20 protein-coding genes and 1 pseudogene are annotated in these 19640 nt (G+C 70.2%); 6 read left to right on the plus strand and 15 right to left on the minus strand.

The genetic code is table 11. From position 1 onward, the window contains the following. Window positions 1-19 precede the first annotated feature (19 nt). The 4 genes from ACFV2X_RS06050 to ACFV2X_RS06065 all read right to left on the minus strand — a co-directional run bounded on the left by ACFV2X_RS06050 (window position 20) and on the right by ACFV2X_RS06065 (window position 5076). Window positions 20-1948: a helix-turn-helix domain-containing protein gene (locus ACFV2X_RS06050; protein ID WP_385611991.1), complete on the minus strand. Its 1929-nt coding sequence runs from the start codon at window positions 1946-1948 to the stop codon at window positions 20-22. A 107-nt stretch (window positions 1949-2055) separates the two neighbouring features. After that, a complete protein-coding gene (locus ACFV2X_RS06055; RefSeq protein ID WP_385611994.1) occupies window positions 2056-3636 on the minus strand; it encodes a cation acetate symporter in 1581 nt (526 codons plus the stop codon). Further along, window positions 3633-3959, minus strand: a complete 327-nt coding sequence (locus tag ACFV2X_RS06060; RefSeq protein WP_385611997.1) for a DUF485 domain-containing protein — start codon at window positions 3957-3959, stop codon at window positions 3633-3635. Before ACFV2X_RS06060 ends, ACFV2X_RS06055 begins: the two co-directional genes overlap by 4 nt. A 211-nt stretch (window positions 3960-4170) precedes the next feature. Continuing rightward, window positions 4171-5076 carry a DMT family transporter gene (locus ACFV2X_RS06065; protein ID WP_385611999.1) on the minus strand — a complete coding sequence of 302 codons (906 nt, stop codon included), beginning with the start codon at window positions 5074-5076 and terminating at the stop codon, window positions 4171-4173. Between the two features lie 211 nt (window positions 5077-5287). Between ACFV2X_RS06065 and ACFV2X_RS06070 the strand changes: the two genes are divergently transcribed. After that, on the plus strand, window positions 5288-6295 hold the full coding sequence (locus ACFV2X_RS06070; protein ID WP_385612001.1) for an amidohydrolase family protein: 1008 nt from the start codon (window positions 5288-5290) through the stop codon (window positions 6293-6295). Between the two features lie 50 nt (window positions 6296-6345). Further along, window positions 6346-7521 carry an FAD-dependent monooxygenase gene (locus tag ACFV2X_RS06075; protein ID WP_385612004.1) on the plus strand — a complete coding sequence of 392 codons (1176 nt, stop codon included), beginning with the start codon at window positions 6346-6348 and terminating at the stop codon, window positions 7519-7521. Here ACFV2X_RS06075 and ACFV2X_RS06080 read toward each other — a convergent pair. From ACFV2X_RS06080 to ACFV2X_RS06095, 4 genes are all read right to left on the minus strand, one after another. Next, the gene (locus tag ACFV2X_RS06080) at window positions 7502-7963 is read right to left on the minus strand and encodes a (2Fe-2S)-binding protein (RefSeq protein ID WP_385612006.1); all 462 of its coding nucleotides are present in this window, start codon (window positions 7961-7963) and stop codon (window positions 7502-7504) included. The two genes, ACFV2X_RS06075 and ACFV2X_RS06080, sit on opposite strands and share 20 nt — an antisense overlap. Continuing rightward, window positions 7960-8862 (minus strand): FAD binding domain-containing protein, encoded by a 903-nt coding sequence (locus tag ACFV2X_RS06085; RefSeq protein ID WP_385612008.1) that lies wholly within the window; start codon window positions 8860-8862, stop codon window positions 7960-7962. The genes ACFV2X_RS06080 and ACFV2X_RS06085 overlap by 4 nt, the downstream gene beginning before the upstream one ends. Next, on the minus strand, window positions 8859-11168 hold the full coding sequence (locus ACFV2X_RS06090) for a xanthine dehydrogenase family protein molybdopterin-binding subunit (protein ID WP_385612010.1): 2310 nt from the start codon (window positions 11166-11168) through the stop codon (window positions 8859-8861). The genes ACFV2X_RS06085 and ACFV2X_RS06090 overlap by 4 nt, the downstream gene beginning before the upstream one ends. Before the next feature lie 90 nt (window positions 11169-11258). Next, window positions 11259-11924: an O-methyltransferase gene (locus tag ACFV2X_RS06095; RefSeq protein ID WP_385612013.1), complete on the minus strand. Its 666-nt coding sequence runs from the start codon at window positions 11922-11924 to the stop codon at window positions 11259-11261. A gap of 86 nt (window positions 11925-12010) precedes the next feature. On the opposite strand from ACFV2X_RS06095, the gene ACFV2X_RS06100 reads away from it, so the two are divergent. Next, window positions 12011-12655 carry a TetR/AcrR family transcriptional regulator gene (locus ACFV2X_RS06100; protein ID WP_385612015.1) on the plus strand — a complete coding sequence of 215 codons (645 nt, stop codon included), beginning with the start codon at window positions 12011-12013 and terminating at the stop codon, window positions 12653-12655. 16 nt (window positions 12656-12671) lie between these two features. Here the strand turns inward: ACFV2X_RS06100 and ACFV2X_RS06105 are convergent. After that, window positions 12672-13313: pseudogene (locus ACFV2X_RS06105) on the minus strand (dihydrofolate reductase family protein); the annotation flags it as partial. 107 nt (window positions 13314-13420) lie between these two features. Here ACFV2X_RS06105 and ACFV2X_RS06110 point away from each other — a divergent pair. Continuing rightward, entirely contained in the window at window positions 13421-13825 is a 405-nt protein-coding gene (locus ACFV2X_RS06110; protein ID WP_385612017.1) for an Imm7 family immunity protein, read from the plus strand. Between the two features lie 86 nt (window positions 13826-13911). Here the strand turns inward: ACFV2X_RS06110 and ACFV2X_RS06115 are convergent, their stop codons facing one another. Both ACFV2X_RS06115 and ACFV2X_RS06120 read right to left on the minus strand, forming a co-directional pair. After that, the gene (locus tag ACFV2X_RS06115; protein ID WP_385612020.1) at window positions 13912-14436 is read right to left on the minus strand and encodes a GNAT family N-acetyltransferase; all 525 of its coding nucleotides are present in this window, start codon (window positions 14434-14436) and stop codon (window positions 13912-13914) included. 51 nt (window positions 14437-14487) lie between these two features. Beyond that, window positions 14488-15486, minus strand: a complete 999-nt coding sequence (locus tag ACFV2X_RS06120) for a helix-turn-helix transcriptional regulator (RefSeq protein ID WP_385612022.1) — start codon at window positions 15484-15486, stop codon at window positions 14488-14490. Between the two features lie 60 nt (window positions 15487-15546). On the opposite strand from ACFV2X_RS06120, the gene ACFV2X_RS06125 reads away from it, so the two are divergent. Together ACFV2X_RS06125 and ACFV2X_RS06130 are read left to right on the plus strand one after the other, a co-directional pair. Further along, the gene (locus tag ACFV2X_RS06125; RefSeq protein WP_385612025.1) at window positions 15547-15681 is read left to right on the plus strand and encodes a hypothetical protein; all 135 of its coding nucleotides are present in this window, start codon (window positions 15547-15549) and stop codon (window positions 15679-15681) included. Further along, a complete protein-coding gene (locus tag ACFV2X_RS06130) occupies window positions 15678-16139 on the plus strand; it encodes a VOC family protein (protein WP_385612028.1) in 462 nt (153 codons plus the stop codon). The genes ACFV2X_RS06125 and ACFV2X_RS06130 overlap by 4 nt, the downstream gene beginning before the upstream one ends. Window positions 16140-16160: 21 nt before the next feature. Here the strand turns inward: ACFV2X_RS06130 and ACFV2X_RS06135 are convergent, their stop codons facing one another. The 4 genes from ACFV2X_RS06135 to ACFV2X_RS06150 form a co-directional block, all read right to left on the minus strand. Further along, window positions 16161-16643 (minus strand): hypothetical protein, encoded by a 483-nt coding sequence (locus ACFV2X_RS06135; protein ID WP_385612031.1) that lies wholly within the window; start codon window positions 16641-16643, stop codon window positions 16161-16163. Beyond that, window positions 16633-17463 (minus strand): SGNH/GDSL hydrolase family protein, encoded by an 831-nt coding sequence (locus ACFV2X_RS06140; protein ID WP_385612034.1) that lies wholly within the window; start codon window positions 17461-17463, stop codon window positions 16633-16635. Before ACFV2X_RS06140 ends, ACFV2X_RS06135 begins: the two co-directional genes overlap by 11 nt. Next, window positions 17450-18019 carry a PadR family transcriptional regulator gene (locus ACFV2X_RS06145; RefSeq protein WP_385612036.1) on the minus strand — a complete coding sequence of 190 codons (570 nt, stop codon included), beginning with the start codon at window positions 18017-18019 and terminating at the stop codon, window positions 17450-17452. Before ACFV2X_RS06145 ends, ACFV2X_RS06140 begins: the two co-directional genes overlap by 14 nt. A 158-nt stretch (window positions 18020-18177) precedes the next feature. Further along, the gene (locus tag ACFV2X_RS06150; protein WP_385612039.1) at window positions 18178-19404 is read right to left on the minus strand and encodes an MFS transporter; all 1227 of its coding nucleotides are present in this window, start codon (window positions 19402-19404) and stop codon (window positions 18178-18180) included. Window positions 19405-19640: the final 236 nt, after the last annotated feature.

Consider the following 19640-nt stretch of genomic DNA (forward strand, 5'->3'; position numbering starts at 1 on the left):
AAGCCGGTTGTGGAGATGTTCAAAGAGACTGTGCGAGATGAGCTGTGCCGCCGACATCGGCTGCCGCGAGTGCGGCGGTGAGCTGCAGCAGCGAATCGGGCTGAGCCACATTGACGTCGAGCAGGTCTTCGATGCGTTTGAGCCGCAGGCTCACGGTGTTCGGGTGCACGAACAACGCTTCGGCGGTTCGGGCGGTGCTGAGCTCATGGGACAGATAGGTGCGCAGGGTGTGCAGCAGCCGGGTGCCGCGTCTGCGGTCGTAGTCGAGGATCGGGGAGAGCGTACGATCCGCGAATCGCAGCAGCTCGGACGGGTCTTCCAGCTGCAGAAGAAGGCCATGCACCCCCAGATCGCCCAGTTCCACCGTTCGGTCGCGGCCGCCGCGTAGCCGGGTGAGCGTCAGCATGCCTCGCGCGGTGCGGAACGCGGCGGGGTAACCGGCCAGGTCGGTACACGGCCGGGAGACGGCCACGGTCACCGTGACCGGCGCCGTGCGCGCGACGGCCCCGCGGATGGCGTCGGCGGCCGCCACCGTCTCGGGCGCGACCGTTCCCGGCGCGACCTCCGCGGGTGTCGGCGCCGAGCCCTGGGCGGAACCGTCGACGGCCGGCCCGTCCAGGGGCCACAGCACGACGACGTCATCGCCGTGGCGGGCGGCCAGGGGGCGAGGGCTCTGCCCGGATGCCACCGCGTGGACGGCCGACAGCACCTGACGCTGTGCGTCGACCCGCCGGTTCGGGTCGGGTTCGGGAGCGCTGTCGGCCCGGACGACGAGCACGGCGTGCGGGCGGTGCAGATCGTGGCCGAGTCGGCCGGCCCGGGCGACAATGGTGGCCAGGGCGGCGGGCGACTGGGCGAGCAGGTCGGTCAGCAACTCGCCGCGCAGCCGCCACTCCACCTCGACAGCCGTGCGCCCCCGGAGCATTTCGAGGGCGGCGACCACGGCCGCGTGCTCAATGGCCCGGCGGCCGAGCGGCCCCAACTCCGCCGACTCTCCGGGGATCCACATCCGTGCGACGACATCCTTGTCGAGCACCACCGGGGACGTCACCCACGGCCTCCCGGCAGCGCCCGCGCGCACCTCGACGGTCCCGGCGGCCGGGTCGTGGGCGATCGACTGGCGCAGTGTCGCGATGTGCTCGATCCCGTCGAACCGATCGCGGGGCACGGCACCGTCGGGACCAGCGGCGGCCAGCGCGCCCCCGTACGGGTCCTCGAAGAGCACCGGGCGGCCGAGCAGCGCGGCCAGGGCCCGAGCGACCCCGTCGACACCCTCGCCGCGCAGGGCCACCTCGGTCAGCTGGCGGTGAATGTCTCCCGTCCGCTGCAGCAGCGCGTGCTGCTCGCGCAGCGAGTCGTTGAGCTGCCGCAGTTCACCGATGGTGCGCCGCTCCCTCTCCCGGAGCCGGGCTGTCTCGATCGCGATGGCGGCCTGATTCGCCAGGGTGGTGAGCAGTTCCTGCTCGTCTTCGGAGAAGCGGTGCACCTCGGCCCGGTAGCAGGTGAGCGTGCCGAGACAGGAGCCGGTGGTCGTCAACGGTACGGCGATGATCGAGCGGTAGCCCTGTTCATCGGCGACGCCGCCCCACGCGTAGTCGGTCTCGGCGGAGATGTCGCTCAGTGCGACCGCCCGGCCCGTCCGGAACGCCCGGCTGGAAGGTGCCTCTCCGGGGTGTCCCGACCCGATGCGTACGGGGTGCTGGGCGTTCACCCCCGCGATATAGGTGGGCGAGAGGCCGCACGCTCCTTGGATGGCGAGGACTTCGCGCCGGGAGTCCGGCAGCAGCACGGCGCAGAAGTCGTACCCCATCAGGCGGCAGGCCGTTTTGGCCACCAGGTCGAGCAGGGAGCGCACACTCCCGGCACTGGTCACCGCCTCGGCGAGTGCCGCGATACCACCGAGCCAGGTCCTGAGTTCGGCATGGCGATCAGCGGCGCTCTTTCCCACCCGGTGACTGTGGCACCTCACAGGTGAACCCTCAATACCTGGGGGTTGTGACATGTGCGGGGGAGTGGCGCCGAGCGCCGCACGCATGATCCGCGACGGTGAGCGGGTTACGGCCGACCGCGCTCAGCGGTCTCGTACCCGGTCAGGGCACGTAGCCGTAGCTCGTCGAAGTCAGGGCTCTGCTCTTCACGCCCGGTGAGCAACGTGGCCACGATCGCGGACAGGAATGCCAGCGGAATCGACACGATGCCGGGATTCGACAGTGGGAAATACGGCGTCACGTGGTGCAGAAACAGTCCGCTGGGGCCGAGCACGGTCGGGCTGACGGCGACGAGCACCACGCTGGACACCAACCCCACCAAGGTGCCGGTGACGGCGCCCGCGGTGTTGAAGCGCCTCCAGTACAGGGACAGGACGAGGACCGGGAGATTGGCGCTCGCCGCCAGCGCGAACACCACGCCCACCAGGAACGCGAGGTTGACCTTCTGCAACCCGATCGCCAACGCGACGGCGACCACGCCGAGCACGATGGCCGTCCTGCGGGCGACGGCGACCTCGCGCCGTTCGTCCGACGCTCCATGGCGCAGCACACCGGCGTAGAAGTCATGTGCGAACGACGCCGAAGCCGTGAGGGTGAGCCCGGCGACCACGGCCAGGATCGTCGCAAACGCGACCGCCGCGATTACCGCCATCAGCAGCGCACCGCCCATGCTGTGCTGCCCGCCGCCGAGGAACCGCGCCAGCAAGGGGGTGGCCATGTTGCTGTCCGCCTTCTTGATCGCGGCCGGGCCCACCAGCGCCGCGGCGCCCAGCCCGAGGACGATCAGCCCCAGGTAGAAGACGCCGACGATGCCGATCGTCCAGTTGGAGCTCGCGCGCGCGGACCTGGCGTCGCGGACCGTGAAGAAACGCATCAGCACATGCGGGAGGCCCGCTGTGCCGAGCACCAGGGCCAGGCTCAGCGACACGAGGTCGAGCTTGTTGGTGAAGTAGGAGCCGGAGCTCAGATACCGGTCCGCATCGCCGGACGCCTGGGCAGCGCTCTCCAGCAGCCGGCCGACCGAGAAGTCGAAGCGGGCCAGGACCAGCAGGGTCAGCAGGGCGGTGGCGACCAACAGCAGCACCGCCTTGATGATCTGGACCCAGGTGGTGCCGATCATGCCGCCGACGGTGACATAGAGAATCATCAAGACGCCGACCGAGCCGATGGCGATGCCACCCGCCACGGTGCCGTGCAGGCCGAGCAGCAGGCCGATCAGACCACCGGCGCCGACCATCTGCGAGGTCAGATAGAAGAGGTTGATGACCATGGTGGACACGGCGGAGACGGCGCGCACCGGACGCGGGCGCAACCGGAACGCCAGGGTGTCGGCCATCGTGTAGGTGCCGGTGTTGCGCAGCAACTCGGCGATCAGCACCAGCACCACCAGGAACGCCACCAGGAAGCCGACCAGATATACGGCCCCGTCGAATCCGTAGAGCGCGATCAGGCCGGTCACTCCGAGCAACGTCGCCCCGGACAGATAGTCGCCGGCCACGGCGATGCCGTTCTGCCAGCCGCGGATCCGCCGGCCGGCGGCGTAGAAGTCGGAAGCGGACCGGGTGCGCCGACCCGCCACATAGCTGATGGCGACGGTCGCGACGACAAACGCCGCGAACAGGGCGATGGACAGGGCGCGGTGGCTCACAGCACACCCTCCGGCGACCGTCCGGCCATCGCCTCACGCACCCGTCGCGCCTGCGGATCCAGCCTGCGCTCGGCGTACCAGCGGTAGGCGACCGCGACGAGGAAGGTCAGGGCGAAGTTTCCCAGCACCAGCAGATAGCCCACGTTGAGCCGGCCGAACACGGCGGCGGCCATCGCATGTGGCCGGTAGGCCACCACCGCCATGGTGGTGAGATAGCCGCCGACGAACACGACGACGGCCGGCCAGACGAAACGGCGGTGTCGCCGCTCCAGCTCGGTGAGCTGTGACTCCGCGGAATCGATCGCCTTCGGGGGGCTCGACATGACGCTCTCCTGACACGAGGTGGTGCAATGACGCAGGAGCGGGCCGACGGCCTCGGGCTCCTGGGCACCTCAGGGTGAGCGACGTGTCGTCCGTACGCCATGTCGTATCACCCAGTGTGAGCGACGAAGACTGTGGCTTCTCACAGGGGATCTTGGGCCGGGCCGACGGACACTGACATGCGTGACCACATCCGGTAGCCGCGTCGTTCCGTCACATGCGTGCGGTGGCGGGCTGCTCTTCTTGCCGTGGTGCCTTCTCATCCGGGTCGACACACTTCGCCAGGCACCGGGTGCGGGAGAGGGCGAAGACGCCGTAGCAGAGCAGGGCGACGCCGAACAACGTGGGCAGGAGCCACAGCCCCAGCCGCGGCGACTCCGCGAAGAGCGTGATACCGAGGCAGAAGCTGACCATGGCGTCCCCGAGTGTGAGGGCCGGCTGGGACGCGATCAGTGGGCCTCCTTGCATGGCGTACCCCAGCAGGAGGATGGAGAGCGATCCGACGGCTGCGAAACCGTAGGTCTGCCAGGCGAGGAAGAATTTCGCCACTCCCTCTTCGCTGAGAATGCCCATGGCGGACTTGACCAATGCCGCGGTGAGCGCGTTGCCGATGGCGGCCGCGGTCGCCAGACAAGCCGCCCGCGCCAGACCATGCGGGCGCCGCAGCCCGGCCAGAACGAGTACGGTCCCGGCCCCGCCGACACCGACGAGCGTCGGCACCCACCAGATTCCCGGCACCTGGGTGCGGCCTCCGGAGGGGAAGACGGAGAACAGAGTGATGGCCAGGCCCACAAAGATGCACACCACGCAGGACCACGCCTTGCGCGACACCCGCACCCGGAAGACGGCGCTGCCGACCAGGAGAGCAAGCGGAAGCTCGAGGACGAAGACGGGCTGGACCGCCGCCAGAGTCCCCGCGTTCAAGGCCAGAGCCTGGAAGAGCGCGGCGAAGACGACCCCCAGAATGCCCCCGAGCCAGACCGGGCTGCGCAGCAGCTGCCGGATGAGACCGAGCCGCGCCGGGGAGCTGGGCACCCGCAACGCCGCACTTCGCTGCAGCACGGTTCCCACCGCGTTGCTGCCGGCAGCCAGCACGGCAAACATGACCGCCACAATCATCCGGCTCGGACCACTTCTTCCAGGTTCTGCGTTGCCCGCCGATGGGCCTTGGGTGTTTTCCACCATGCCCCTCCTCGGCAGGAGTTTCCAACGCTGGGTGCGGGACGCGCGTGCTCGTCGTACGGTTCTGATTGCGCGCGGGACGGCCCTGGTGTGTACGTTGAGGCAGTGGAGGCGCAGCGCCGCTCCGGGGCCGGTCAAGGAGAACGGCATGGCTGTACACGGTGATATCCGCGCTGGAGTCGTTGACGTTCACGCGCACTGGCTGCCGCGCGAACTGCTCGCCCTCCCGCCCGGGAATCCGCTCGGCGGCATGAACGACCGAGGTGGCGCACTGTTCCTCGGCGACATTCCCCTGTCATTTCCGACCGCGGCGATGACCGACATCGACACGATCGTCGCCGACACGCGCGAAGCGGGGCTCGGCGTGCGCGTCATCTCGGCACCGCCCTTCGCCTTCCCCGTCCACGCGCCGGCCGAGGCGGATGACTACGTGGCCGCCTACAACCAGCAACTCGCCGACGCCGTGTCCAACACCGACGGAACGCTGGTCGGGCTCGGTCTGGTGCGGCTGGATGACGTGGCCGCGGCCCGGCGGGAGCTGACGCGGCTCGCCGGGGCGGAAGGCGTCGCCGGCATCGCCGTCCCGCCCGTGGCAGGTGGCCGGTCCTATGACGGGGGCGTCCTGCGGGAGGTGCTCGGCGTGGCCGCCGAGCTCGGCCTGTCCGTGCTGATGCACCCCATGCAACTGCCGCGCCCGGAATGGGACCACCACTACCTGGTCAACCTGATCGGCAATCCGGTGGAGACCACGACCGCCGTGGCCTCGGTCCTCCTGGGCGGCGTCCTGGAGGACCTGCCCGATCCGCGGATCTGCTTCGTGCACGGCGGAGGCTGCGCACCGTCCCTGATCGGGCGGTGGGGCCATGGGTGGCGGTCCCGCGACGACGTTCACCGGGGCAGTACCCGGCCGCCCGCGGAGTCCTTCAGGCTGCTGTACTTCGACACGATCACCCACGATCCTCAGGCGCTGAGACTGCTGCGCGCCCACGCCTCACCCGACCGGATCCTCTGCGGCAGCGACTACCCCTTCGACATGGCGCAGCCCGACCCGGTCGGCTTTCTGCTGGACAACGGAATGGACGCCGCGGCTCTCGAGGCGAACGGCCGCGGGTTCCTGGGGATGCGGACCGCGAATGGGCCGCGGGAAAGCACATAGCCGCACACCAAGCCCGAGGCCGGCGTCAGGAAGCGTGAGGAAGGCAGCCGATGCAGTCGAGGAAGGCGTTCAAGGCCTTGGTCGTCGGCGGGTCTGTCGGCGGCCTCGCAGCCGCCCACGAGATGCGGGCCGCGGGCGCCGAAGTCGCTGTGTACGAGCGTTCCGCGGGCAAGATGGAGGCCCGCGGCGCCGGGGTCGTCATGCAGCCCGAGGTGGAGGCACTTCTGGTCCGCCTGGGCATGTCCGCACGATCGGTGAGCGTGGAGCTGCGTGAGCGCCAGCAGCTCCATCGGGGTGGCAGGGCCACCCGGTACGAGGCGCCTCAGCTGATGACCGCGTGGGACACCCTCTACCGGGCGCTGCGTGAACCCCTTTCCCGGGTTTGCTACCGGCTGGACAGTGCGCTGAGGCGGGTACGAGTCGACGGTTCCGAGGTCACCGGCGAATTCGCGGATGGGTATACGGCTCAGGGCAACTTCCTGGTGGGCGCCGACGGGATCGGCTCGGCGACGCGTGGGCTGCTCGACCCGGGGCGCCGCCCCGCGTACGCCGGCTATGTGGCGTGGCGAGGTTTGGAGCCGGAGTCGGCCCTGCCCGCCGATCTGCTGGAGCTGCTGGCGGGCCGGTTCACGTTTTTCGGCGCGGACGGTCTGCAGATGCTCTGCTACCTCGTCCCGGGTCCCGACGGCGAGCTGACGGAGGGCTCCCAGCGCGTCAACTGGGTGTGGTACATGAATGTGGCCGAGCGCGATCTGCCGAGGCTGCTGGCGGGCCGGTCCGGAAAGACGTTCACGACCTTCGTACCGCCCGGGGAGACGCTGCCGGAGACCGTCGCACAGCTCGCCACCACGGCGGACACCTCGCTTCCGGAGCGGTTCGCCGAGCTCGTACGGCGCTCCGAGGTCTTCATGCAGCCCGTCTTCGACCTGTCGCCGCACCGGATGATCGCCGACCATGTGGCGTTGATCGGCGACGCCGCTGGAACAGTCCGTCCCCATACCGCCTCGGGGACCTCGAAGGCGTTCGCCGACGCGGCCGGGCTCGCGGCGGCCCTGCGCGGATGGACACCTGGCCAGGACCTTCCAGCCGGACGGCTTGCGGACTGGGAACGGGAACGACTCTCCCACCTGGTCGCTCTGTCGCGTGCCGGGATCGATTTGGCCAACCGGTCAGCACTGGGGACGGCGAACGGCCGCCGCTTCTTCGTCAGCGCGCGGCGCGCATGATGGCCCGCCGGATGGGTTCGTAGCCGGTGCACCGGCAGATGTTGGATTCGACCAGACCGTGTACGCGCTCCGGGTCGTCGCCGATCGTGGGGTCGGCTTCCAGGGCGCCTGCCGCCACCATGAGAAATCCGGGTGTGCAGAAGCCGCACTGCAGGGCGTGTTCGGCGGAGAAGGCCCGCTGGAGGGGATGGGGCTCGCCATCGGGTCCGGCCAGACCTTCCACGGTGCGTACCGAGCTGCCGTCGCACTGGACGGCCAGCATGAGGCAGGACCGGACGGCCTCGCCGTCCACCAGCACCGTGCAGGCCCCACAGACGCCGTGCTCGCAGCCGAGGTGAGTGCCCGTCAGCCGGCAGTCATCGCGCAGTACGTCGGCCAGAATGCGCCGCGGCTCCACATCGAGCGGGTAAGCCCGGCCGTTGACCGTGAGTGTGATCTTCACTGGGGCACTCCTTCCGCCGCTTGGCGCAGGGTCCGGCCGACCAGCACCGCGATGGCATGTCGTCGGTACTCGAGGTCGGCGTACGGCTCGGCCAGGGGCGCGGCGTCCTGCTCCGCGGCGATACGGCCCGCGCGGAGGAACGGGTGGCCGTCGGGCAACCGGTGGCCCGTACCGAGGGAACCGACATCGGCGCCGGTCAGCGCCTGCTCGGCGGCGCGCGCCCGCACCGGCCGGTCGGCGCAGTTGACCAGCCCGATCCGGGCCTCGTCGATCACCCCGTCGCGTACGGTCAGCGCGGCGGCCACGGCCACCTGGGCGAAGCAGAAGTGGGTCCGCCGGTGTTCGATGAAGCCCACGCCGGTGTCGGCGCCGAGCAGCGGGAACCGTACGGAGGTGATGAACTCGCCGGGCCGGTGCGCGGTCAGGAGCGGGCCGTGGAACCAGTCGGACGCAGGGACCTGGCGCGTGCCGTCGGGACCGTGGAGCAGGATGTCGGCGTCGAGGGCGGTGGCGATGGCACACCACTCCGAGGCCGGGTGCGCCCAGGCCAGGCTGCCCACCATCGTGCCGCGGGCGCGGATCGGCGGATGGGCGATATTGACGACGGCGCGCGAGAACAGGGTGCCCAGCGGCCCGGGCACGGCCTGCGGGGACTCGAAGGCGCCATGCCGGATCAGCGCGCCCACCTCGACCGTGCCGTCGTTCACGCTGAGCCGGTCCAGTTCGGTGACCCGGTTGATGTCGACCACCAGGTCGGGCTGGATGCGCTGCAGATGCATCTCCAGAATCAGGCTCTGCCCGCCCGCCAGCACCTTGATGTCGCGCGCGGTGTCGGCGAGGGCGTTCAGTGTCTCCGGCACGGTCCGGGGCACCGCGTAGTCGAAACCGGCGGGCTTCATGCGGACTCCCGGAGCTCGGGGGCGCGGGCCGCCCGCCAGACCACGTCCGGGGTGAGCGGCATCTGCAGCAGATCGGCGTCGGCGAGCCGCAGCGCGTCGGCCACGGCGTTGACGATCGCCGCCGGCGTGCCGATGCATCCTGACTCTCCCGCTCCCTTGGCGCCCAGCGGTGTGCTGGGGCTGGGCGTGCAGGTGTCCTTGACCGTGATCGGGGGGATCTCGGTGACCGTGGGGATCAGATAGTCCAGCAGTCCGTTGGCGAGCTGTGGGACCCCGTTCCCGTCGAAGGGGACGCCTTCGTAGAGGGCCTGCCCGATGCCCTGCACGGCCGACCCGAACGCCTGCCCGGCCACCACCCCGGGATTGAGGACGACGCCACAGTCGTCCACGGTGACCACGCGCAACACCTGAACCACGCCCAGCTCGGGATCGACCTCGACGACCGCGGCATGGGCACCGAAGGGGAAACCCATGCCCGACTCGAATCGGTCGTCCACCCGCAGTGGCCCGGTGTCCTTCACCAGCTCGGCCAGGCCCATGGCCGACCCGCCGGACGCGGGCGACACCGCCCCGTCGGACCACGCCACCTCCGCCACCGGCACCCCCCACAGCCCGGCGGCGCGGTCGCGGGCCTCATCGATGAGCAGCCCGCAAGCGTGCTGCAGGGCCGCTCCGGCCACCTGTGCCGACCGGCTGGCGAAGGAGCCGAGACCTTGGGGCAGCTCGTCGGTGTCGCCTTCGACGAGCCGCACCCTCGCCTCGTCGACGCCGAGGGTCTTGGCGACCAGCGCCGGAAAGGTCGTCTCGTGGCCCTGTCCACTGGGAGCCGCGCCGCACCGGGCGATGACGGTGCCGTCCTCGTGTGCCTCGACGGCGGCGAACTCGTGCAACCCGCCCGGCTCTCCGCCGGACCGCTCGACGTAGCAGGACAGGCCGATGCCCAGCGGCAGCGCGCCCGAGTCGCCGCGCCGCCGGGCCTGCTCCGCCCGCCAGTCCGGGTAGCCCAGCGTCTCCAGCGCCAGGTCGAGTGCGGCCGCGTAGTCGCCGCTGTCGTACTCCCGACCGGTGGGGGTCCGGTACGGGAAGCTGTCGGGCGGGATGAAGTTGCGCCGCCGCAGTTCCACCGGGTCGATACGCAGCCGACGGGCCAGGGTGTCCATCGACCGCTCCAGCGCGATCGTCGCCTCCGGCCGGCCCGCGCCACGATACGGATAGGTCACCATCGTGTTGGTGAGTACCGAGCGCACGGTGGCATGCACGCGGGGCGTACGGTACGGGCCGGGCGCCATCCAGGCGGTCTGCATGGGCAGGCCCACCCCGAGGTGGGGGTAGGCGCCCACGTCGGCGTCGATGGTGAGCTCGTACGCGAGCAGGTGTCCGTCGGCATCGGCGGCGAGCCTGACCCGCTGGTCCTGGCCCCGTCCCCGGGTGGCGGTCAGCATGGACTCCAGCCGGTCCTCGATCCAGCGCACCGGGCGCCGCAACGTCAACGCGAGGAAGACCACCGCCACGAATTCGGGGAACGCCGCGCTCTTGGAACCGAACGCACCCCCCGTGTCCGGCACCACGACGCGGATCCGCTCGACGGGCCAGTCCAGCAGGGCGGCCAGTTCACGGCGCAGCCGATGGGGCATCTGGTGTCCGCACCACACCGTCAGCCGGTCCCCCTCGGGCACGGCGAGGATGGTCCGGCACTCCATCGGCGTGGGCATCAGCAACTGCTGGCGGTACCGGGCCGCCACCACCGCCGCCGCGCCCTGCCACACGGACTCCTCGATCGGCTCCCCGGCCACTCCCTGGAACGCCACATTGCTCAGACCCTCGAACAGGCGCACCGAGTCGTCCGCGGCGGCGGCCGGCGTCACCACGGCGGGCAGGGCGTCGATCTCGAAGGTGACCTCGGCCGCCCCGTCCTCGGCGCGGTACCGGTCCTCTCCGACGACCACCGCGACGGCCTCGCCGGGATACCGCACCCGGTCCTTGACCAGCACCGGCCACTCCCGGCCGGCCACCGCCTCCTCCGTCGACAGCCTGGCGAGCAGGGTGTGCGGCACCGGGGGCAGATCCTGCAGGTCGGCCGCCGCCTGCCGGCAGGCCGGCAACTCCGAAAGATCGGCAGCGGACCAGACCCCCGCCACGCCCGCCACCTGACGGGCGGCGGAACAGTCCACCGTACGCAGCACACCGTGGGCCACGTCGCTCCGTACGAACACGGCGTCCAAGCACCCCGGCACCACCATGTCGGCGACGTACCGGCCCCGGCCGGTGAGCAGCCGCTCGTCCTCACGCCTTGTCCAGTGACCCATGGAGACCTCCGGAGACCGGCTCGTCGCTTCAGGCTAAGGCTGCGGCTTCCGTTCGTCGTGTCGACCTTGGACGGCGGTGTGCGGGCGGTCTCAGAGGCGGCAGCTGATCTCCATGCCGTCCTCGACGGAGAAGGTCACGTTCTGGTAGCCGTGCGCGGGGTCGCGTACGTAGTCGAGATACGGCCGCAGCGGCCCCTCGCCCTCGCCCTGGTCGATGTCGTCGGCCACGACGAGGGTGCCGGGCCGCAGACGTGGTTCGAGTAGTCGCAGCACGGGCAGGCACAGGTCCTTCCAGCCGTCGAGCAGGACGAGGTCCACGGGGCCTTCGAGAGCGGCCAGGGTCTCCCGGGCGTCGCCCTCGAGCACGGTGATCAGGTCGTCCAGCCCGGTCTCGGCGAAGGTCCGGCGGGCCGTGGCGATCTTGTCCTTGCTCATTTCCGTGGTGATGACGCGCCCGGTGCCGTTGTCCCGTACGGCGGCGGCCAGATGGAGCGTGGAGATGCCGAAGGACATGCCGAACTCCACGACCGTGGCCGGGCGGACGGCACGGACCAGGTTGTAGAGCAGCTTCCCGCCCTCGGCGGATATCGGCATGTAGATCCCGGCCGCGGCGTCGGCGAGTTCCTGCGGGGGCCTCGACAGCGCCAGCTCCGCCCCGAGGCGCGCGGCGGTGGCCTCGTCCTGCTCGGCCAGCTCGAACATCCGGCTGATGGCGGCCTCGACGCGAGGCTCGGCAAGGGTGTGAGTGAATGTCATGGACGCTAGAGTAGACGCAACGGTGAGTCTTGTCTAGAAAGGGTGGCGCGGCAACAGCACTGGATATGCTGATCGCGGGAGGCGAGATGGCACGCGCGACACACACCGCTGAGGCGAGCGACACCGGCCGACCGGCGCCGCGTCACCACGGCAATCGGCACGGACGCAGTGAGCAGGCCCGGCAGGCGGTGCTGAACGCGGCCGACGACCTGCTCGTGGAGAAGGGCTTCGCGGGCGTCACGATGGAGGGCATCGCCACGCGGGCAGGTGTCGCCAAGCAGACCATCTACCGCTGGTGGAGCACCAAGACCGACGTCCTCATGGACGCCTTCCTCCAGGACGTGGCCGAAGACCTCACCGTGCACGACTCCGGTGACATCGCCCTCGACCTGCGCGGCTATCTGCACCGACTGGCCTGGTTCCTCAGCGAGTCCGACCCCGGCGCCGTCTTCAAGGCCCTGATCGCGCAGGCGCAGCACGATCAGGCATTCGCCCAGGACTTCCGGTCCAGATACCTCGACGAGCAGCGCCGCCGTGACCGTCTCCCGCTGGAACGCGCTCTGGAGCGGGGGGAGTTGCCGTCCGATCTGGATCTGGCGGCCGAGACCGACCAGCTCATGGGCCCCGTCTACTACCGGGTGCTGGTGACCGGCGAGCCGGTCGGCGAGGAGTTCACCGACCGGCTCGTCGACGCCTTCCTCCGCCGCCACGGGCTGGCGGCGGAGAGCTGATCCCTCGACCTTGGCACCTCCGCCAGAACAGGTGGTGCGTCACGCCGCTCGGGCTGGGCACGACCTCGAGGTGGAATCGGTCGAGCAGTTCATCGGGTGACTCCCAGAGCCGTATCCCGGATCCGAGCCGCACGGGCGAGACCACCACATGCATGGTGTCGACCAGGTCGGCGTCAAGGAATTGCCGGACGGTGGTAACCCCGCCGCCGAGCCGGACGTCCTTGCCCTGCGCCGCCTCCCGCGCCTGCTCGAGGACGGTGGCCGGGCCGCCGTCGACGAAGTGGAAGGTGGTGTCGGACAGCGTGAACGAAGGACGCTTGTGGTGGGTCATGACGAACACCGGGGTGCGGAACGGGGGCTCCTCACCCCACCAGCCGCGCCACTCGTGGTCGTGCCACGGCCCACGCTGGGGCCCGAACTTGTTGCGGCCCATGATCTCGGCGCCGATATTGCGTGCGTAATCCCGTGTGAAGTAGTCGTCGAGGCCCCGGCTCCCACCGGGGTCGGTGCGCATGGGCCAGCTCGCCGTGGCACCGGCCCAGGCGAACAGCCTCCCGGGGTCGATGTGGCCGAACGGATTCTCGAGGCTCTGGTCCTCACCGGCGCCGATTCCATCACTCGAGACATTGAAGTTCTGGACTCTCAGCAACTGAGCCACGTGTTCCTCCTGTGGTGTCGATAACGGTGGTGAGACTCCCCGGGTCGGGAAAACTCATCGCTGCGTCCGCGACCGGCCGGAAATCGGGCTACCACTAGCATCGAGTCATGTTCGAGTACCACGGGTGGATCACGGTGAGAGCGAGCGCCACCGTCGACGACGGGGAGGAAGAGGGCGGGCTGACCGACATCGTCGACGGCCTTCGACGGCGCATCGAGCAAGCTGTCGATCCGTACCTGCTCGATCTGAGGTGGATGAACGGGGAGCCGTTCGTCCACCTGGGCGGAAACGCCAATCACCGGTCCGGTGCGGAGGATGTCATGGAGCTGTTCGCGCACGTGGGCGCGGTGGCGCCAGGGTCTTATGGGCTTCTCCATATCCGCGACGACGAAGCGCGCGGGCAGGAGAACGACATGCGGGTGCTCAGGCTTGTCCGCGGCGTGGTTTCCGAGCACACCGAGCCACTGCTCTCACCGTGCATCCCCACGCTCGAAGATCCGTTCATCGCATAGAGCAATTCTGGGAGCCGTCGTGAGAGCCGTCGTCACGAGCGCCCGGACCAGCCGTTCTCGCCCCCGTCCTGTCGGTGGACAGGCAGTCAGGCCCCCGGTGTGGTGCGCACCATGAAGACGTCGATCGGGTCCTCGGCCTCCACGACGAAACCGTGGCGCTCATAGAGCCGACGGGCGGCACTGCCCTGCAAGACGTTCAAACCCACGCTCACACCCTGTGCGTCGGTCCGCTCCAGCACCGTACGCAGGACAGCGGAGCCGAGCCCTCGGCCCTGCCGGTGCGGAGCAAGGTAGAAGTGCTCCAGCCACTGCCTTCCTTCGGTGGTCCGGCTGCCTTCGGCGGGCCGGACCGTGACGCACCCCGCAAGTTCACCGTCGACCAGGATGATCGACGTGTGCTGCGCGGAGAAGGAATCCCGCAGCCGCTGTCGCACCCGGTGCTCGTCGTAGCGTCCGAGGCGTTCCAAATCCGGGCGCATGACCGTGGCCCGCAACTCCGCGATGGCCTCGATGTCCGCCGCCACCCCGGAACGCAGCACCCAGCCCGTGGTGTGCGTCGAAGTGATCCGCGCGGGCGCCGCTATGCCCGATCGCGTTCCGTTCCCCGCCATCCCCGCATCCATGAGGGAAGTGTCTCAGGCCACCTGCCCTGAACAGGCACATCATGACTCCGCCGGGTCCGGCACCGGTGAGAACGTCGCACCGGCCGACAGCAGCCTCTCCGCCAGCGCGCGACAGCGCTTCCCGAGCTCCGGAGGGTCGAGTACGTCGAATTCGTGCCCCAGCAGGAGCACATGCATCAGCACGAAGTCGAGGCTGGCGGCGCCACTGAGCACTTCGCAGCGCCCGCTCCCGCGCGACCGTACGACGGCCGCCGACGCCGGAATCTGCGCGCGCACCGTATCGGCCGACGCGTGGACGAGGAAGCGGGCCTGATGCGGGTAGACCCGACTCGATACGCCCTCCTGCACATACGTCGCCGCGTCGGGCGCCGCGCGCGGGCGGAAGCGCCAGGTCCGTGCGGATAGGGTGGTCATCCGGTCGACGCGGAAACTGCGCCAGTCGTCGCGTTCGAGGTCGTACGCGAGGAGGTACCAGCGCCGGTCGGAGGCGACCAGGCGGTAGGGCTCGACCCGCCGCCGGCGTACCTCGCCCCCGGACGGATAGTCGAAGTCGGCCTCGACCTCGTCGCGGCAGGCTCTGGCCAGCGTCATGAGCACGACGGGGTCGACCGGCGCCGTGCCTCCGCCGAAGGACTCCACCGAGCCGGAGAGTGCGCGCACCTCGTGCCGCAGCCGGGTGGGCAGCACCCGGTCGAGCTTGGTCAGCGCCCGGAGTGCGGCATCCCCGGCGCCGACGACCGCGCCACCCGCGCCGGCGAGCAGCGAGACCGCGGTGGCGATCGCCTCCTCGTCGTCGAACAGCAGCGGTGGCAGGTCCTGCCCCGGGCCGAGTTGGTAGCCGCCGCCGACACCCTGGGTGGCCTGCACCGGATAGCCGAGCGCGCGCAGTCGCTCGACGTCGCGCCGCACCGTGCGCGGTGTGACCCCGAGCCGTTCGGCGAGCTCCGGTCCCGTCCAGACCCGGCGCCGCTGCAACAGCCCGAGCAGGGTGAGCACCCGCTCCGTCGTACCGCGTTCGTCTCGGCTTGCCACGTCCATGTGGCCCACCCTGCCAGATAGCGGACCGATTCCGTCCGCTAGGGGTGCCAGGGTTGCTCCATGGACGCAGACGCACTCGACTCCGATCTGGTGCGGCACATCCACCGTGAGCTGATCCACCACCTGTCCGAGATCTGCCTGCCGCGCGACCTCTACCCGCACACAAAAGCCGCTACGAACGGAGCAACCCGATGAGCCGCCACCTTCAGATCACCTTCGACGCCCACGACCCGCGGGCGCTGTCGGGCTTCTGGCGCGACGTACTGGGCTACGTCCACCCCGGCCCGCCCGGAGTCGACCTGCCCGAGGACGCCGACCCGCTGGCCGCGTGGGACGACTTCCTCGCACGGGTCGGCGTACCGGAGGAGGAGCGCAACACACGATCGGCCGTCGAGGACCCGGACGGACACGGCCCGCGGCTGTTCTTCCAGCAGGTGCCGGAGGGCAAGACCGCCAAGAACCGCGTGCATCTCGATGTCCGCGCGGCTCCCGGCCTGCAGGGGGAAGAGCGGATGGCGGCGCTGGAGGCCGAGTGCGACCGGCTCGTCGCGCTGGGAGCGACACGGGTGCGTCGCCACGAGCCCGCGCCTCCGATGAGCGCCGGCTTCATCGTGATGACCGACCCTGAGGGCAACGAGTTCTGCCTGGACTGACGCGCGAGGGGGACTGCCGGCTCACCCGAGCGGCGGGGAGGCAGGCTCGACCTCGAGGTACCGGCGGCCGCGTGGCCCCCGGTACTCCAGGGCCTCCCAGCCCAGCCGGCCCAGCACGGCCACGCAGCCACTCAACTCGTCCTGAGCCGCATAGGCGGCACCGCTTCCTGGCGGACCCAGCCACTCGACCCGCACGATGCCCGCCTGCTCCGTCGCACTGACGCAATATCCGGTAGCGACGCGGCGCCCCTGCGGGTCGGTGGCAGACGGTGAAATGCCGGCGGCCTCCAGAGCGAGGGCCACGGCGCGCATCGGCCGGCGCCGTTCCCATTCAGCGGGCACACGATCGGAGGTGTTCATCAGCCGCCGGATCTGCAGCAACCCCTCATACGCCGCCTGCACCGCGGCTTCCCGTCCCCGGCCGCTCCCCGCGGGCAGCGGCCCAGAGCCGGTAGCCACCTCGAACCCGGCAGACGCCCGGCCGACGTCGTCCTCACCCGCCATCCGCTGCCCCCTTCGGACTCCGACGTGCTCGCACACTCACACCGGGCCCGTCAAGGGGCAGGAGCTGGGGGCGTTTTGCGGTCCGGCCGTCGCCGGAGGATTGACCGCGCAGACGGCGTCCGAGCCAGGGACCGAGGAACCCGGCCGCCCAGCGCAGTTCGGCCGCTGCGGCTTGCCAGCCCCCGGGCACCGTGTGTGGCGGCAGGGGGCGAGTCCACGTGTCGTCGCTTCCGGGGAGATGGATGGCTTCGGCGAGAGCTGCGGCGATCCGCTCGTGGCCCAGGGGACTGGCGTGGAGTCGGTCCGCGCTCCACAGCCGTGGGTCGGTGGCTACGGCATGTCGTCCGGTTTCGGCGACCGTGACCTCGTGGCGGGCGGCCGCAGCGCGGATGTGGGAATTGAGGTCGAACACCCGGGACCTGAGGGGCCGGGCAAGGGGCGCGATCTTTCCCACGTCGGGGAAGGTCAGTGTCACCACCTGGGCCCCGGCGGCGGTGAGCGCGGCGAACATCTCTTCCAGGTGGCCGGCCACTTCTGCGGCGTCGAACCGGGGCCGGAGCAGGTCGTTGACCCCGGCGACGACGGTGGCCAGGTCGGGGCGCAGGGCCAGGGCGGGGCCCAGCTGTTCGGCGTGGACCTGGCCGGCGACACGTCCCCGTACGGCCAGATTGGCGTAGTGGAGCCCGGGGTTGACGGCTGTGAGGTGCTCGGCGAACCGGTCGGCGAAGCCGCGTAGGCCGACGGTGTCGTCCCCGTCGCCCAGCCCTTCGGTCTGGCTGTCGCCCAGGGCGACGTAGCGCAGGTATTCACCGCTTGGCATCAGTCGTCTGCCTTTCCCGCAGTACAGCTGTGATCCGTAGGCACCAGTCCCGGTGGCCCTGCTCAAAGGTCAGGCCGCGCAGACACGTCAGGTACGGTCCGATTCGCGCACCTCGGCGTAGGAACTCCTCTTCATCCGTGTCGCCGCGCAGCTGTCGCAGCAGATTGCCGAGAAGTTCGATCTTGGCCTCGGCCGCGGCTGCCCGCTCTTCGAGCTGCTCGATCACTGACGCGGTGCCGATCCGGTCCGCGACCTGGACCTTGACCAGCAGGTCGTCGCGGATGAACGAGGGCTTCGAGACGGCCGCGGCGAACTGTTCCAGTTCGGCGCGGCCGGCGTCGGTGACATGGAACAGTCGCTTGTTGGGCCGGGTCTCCTGGACCACCTGTCGGCCCGCGACCAGCCCTTCCTTCTCCAGCTTGGTCAGCTCGGCGTACAGCTGCTGGGGCAGGGCGTGCCAGAAGTTCGCGACGCCGACGTCGAACGCCTTCGACAGCTGGTATCCGCTGTATTCGCCGTCCAGCAGCGCCGCCAGGACGGCATGTCGCAAGGCCATCGAAGCAGCTCCTTCCCTCTCCTCGTCCGGGACCACATCATACTCAAGAAAATGATTAGTCATATCCATGAGTAGGGAACGAGGGAAGGTGTCGCACGCTTCTGTGCGCCGACGTGGAGAAGTGTGATCTGGCGGGATTGGGCGGCCTGTTCACGCGCTCACTGGTTTCTGCGCCGGGTCAGTAGCAGCAAGCCGGCCACGGCGCCGAGTGCCACGGTGGCGAGTCCTGAGCCGCCGAGTGTCGCCCGCGGGCCCAGCGCCGCGGTCAGCGGTCCGCCGATCGCGGTGCCGAGCGGTGAGGCGGTGAGCAGTGCCGCGCTGCGGGCTGCGAGCATCGCGGCCAGGTGTTGCGGTGGCGACTTCGCTTGCATGAGTGTCACCGAGAGCGCGACGAACGGCCCGTAGACCGCACCGCCGAGCGCGAAGCACACGACGGTGACGACCGTCGGCACGTGGAACCCGAACGGCAGCAGCGACAGCCCCCAGCCGAGCACGATGCCCACCGTCACAGGCCACAGCGGCAGCCGCCGCAGCGCGCCGGCCGCGAGCCCGCCGAGCAGCGCACCGATGCCGAACAGCATCCAGTAGAGGCCGAGCAGCGTGCCCGGTGCGTGCAGGTCGTTCGTCACATGGAGCGGCAGGGCGACCTCGACCGGGCCGTACAGCAGGTTGAAGAACCAGGTGAGTGTCAGCAGCCCGAGCAGTTCGGGATGGGATCGCAGCAACGCGAGCCCGCCGCGGGCGGCCGCCTGGTCGACGGCGGAGACTTCCCCCGACTCCGGCAGCCGGGTGCGCGTGATGAGCACGGCGAGGAAGAGGTAGGTGAGAGCGTCCAGGCCGAGCACGAGCGCGGAGCTGACGTACGTCACCAGAACACCGGCGATCGCGGGCCCGGCGATCGTGGCAGCGAAGTTGAGCGAGCTGACGAGGGTGTTCGCGGCGAGCCGCTGCTCATCGGGCAGCAGCTCGGCCAGCAGGGTGTACTTGCCCGCGCTGCCCCACGCATGCAGCAGGGAGGAGACCGCGAGCACCACGACGTACAGGGGCGGGGTGAGCAGCCCTGCGAGCCAGGCGAGCGGTACGGCGCCGAGGAACACGGCGCGCACCGTGTTGTCGGCGAGCAGCAGCCGTCTGGCCGGCACCCGGCGCAGGCGGCGGCCGAACACCAGCGCGCCGACCACGCCCGGCAACGTGTAGGCGGCCACCGCGCCGCCGACCCACAGCCCCGTGGCGGCTTGCGGCGCGAGCTCGATGGCGAGCCACGCCACCGCGACGAAGCTCATCCCGTCCCCGAGGTACGAGACCGCGAAGCCGAGGATCAGCCGCCGGAACACCCGGTTGGCGAGCACTGGTCGGTATGCGGAGGGAACGAGGCGTCCGAACATCGAGGGAACTTTGTGAAGGTGCACCTGGGATCGGTCTCGTCTCAGCTGTCCGACGCTGCTGCGGTCGCGGATGTCTCAGCGCCGCTCCTGGATTGGGCGACCCCAGGGTCGTCCGGGCGATGGTGCGTGAGGACTCGCGTGTGAATGGTGATGTCCATGGCGGTTACGCTAACTACGGCCGGGGGAGCGGCGCTTCTCGATTCTTGATCAGTCTGTCGGCGTCCTCTGAAGGCTTC

The sequence above is a fragment of the Streptomyces sp. NPDC059679 genome (assembly GCF_042734105.1).
Taxonomy (GTDB): domain Bacteria; phylum Actinomycetota; class Actinomycetes; order Streptomycetales; family Streptomycetaceae; genus Streptomyces.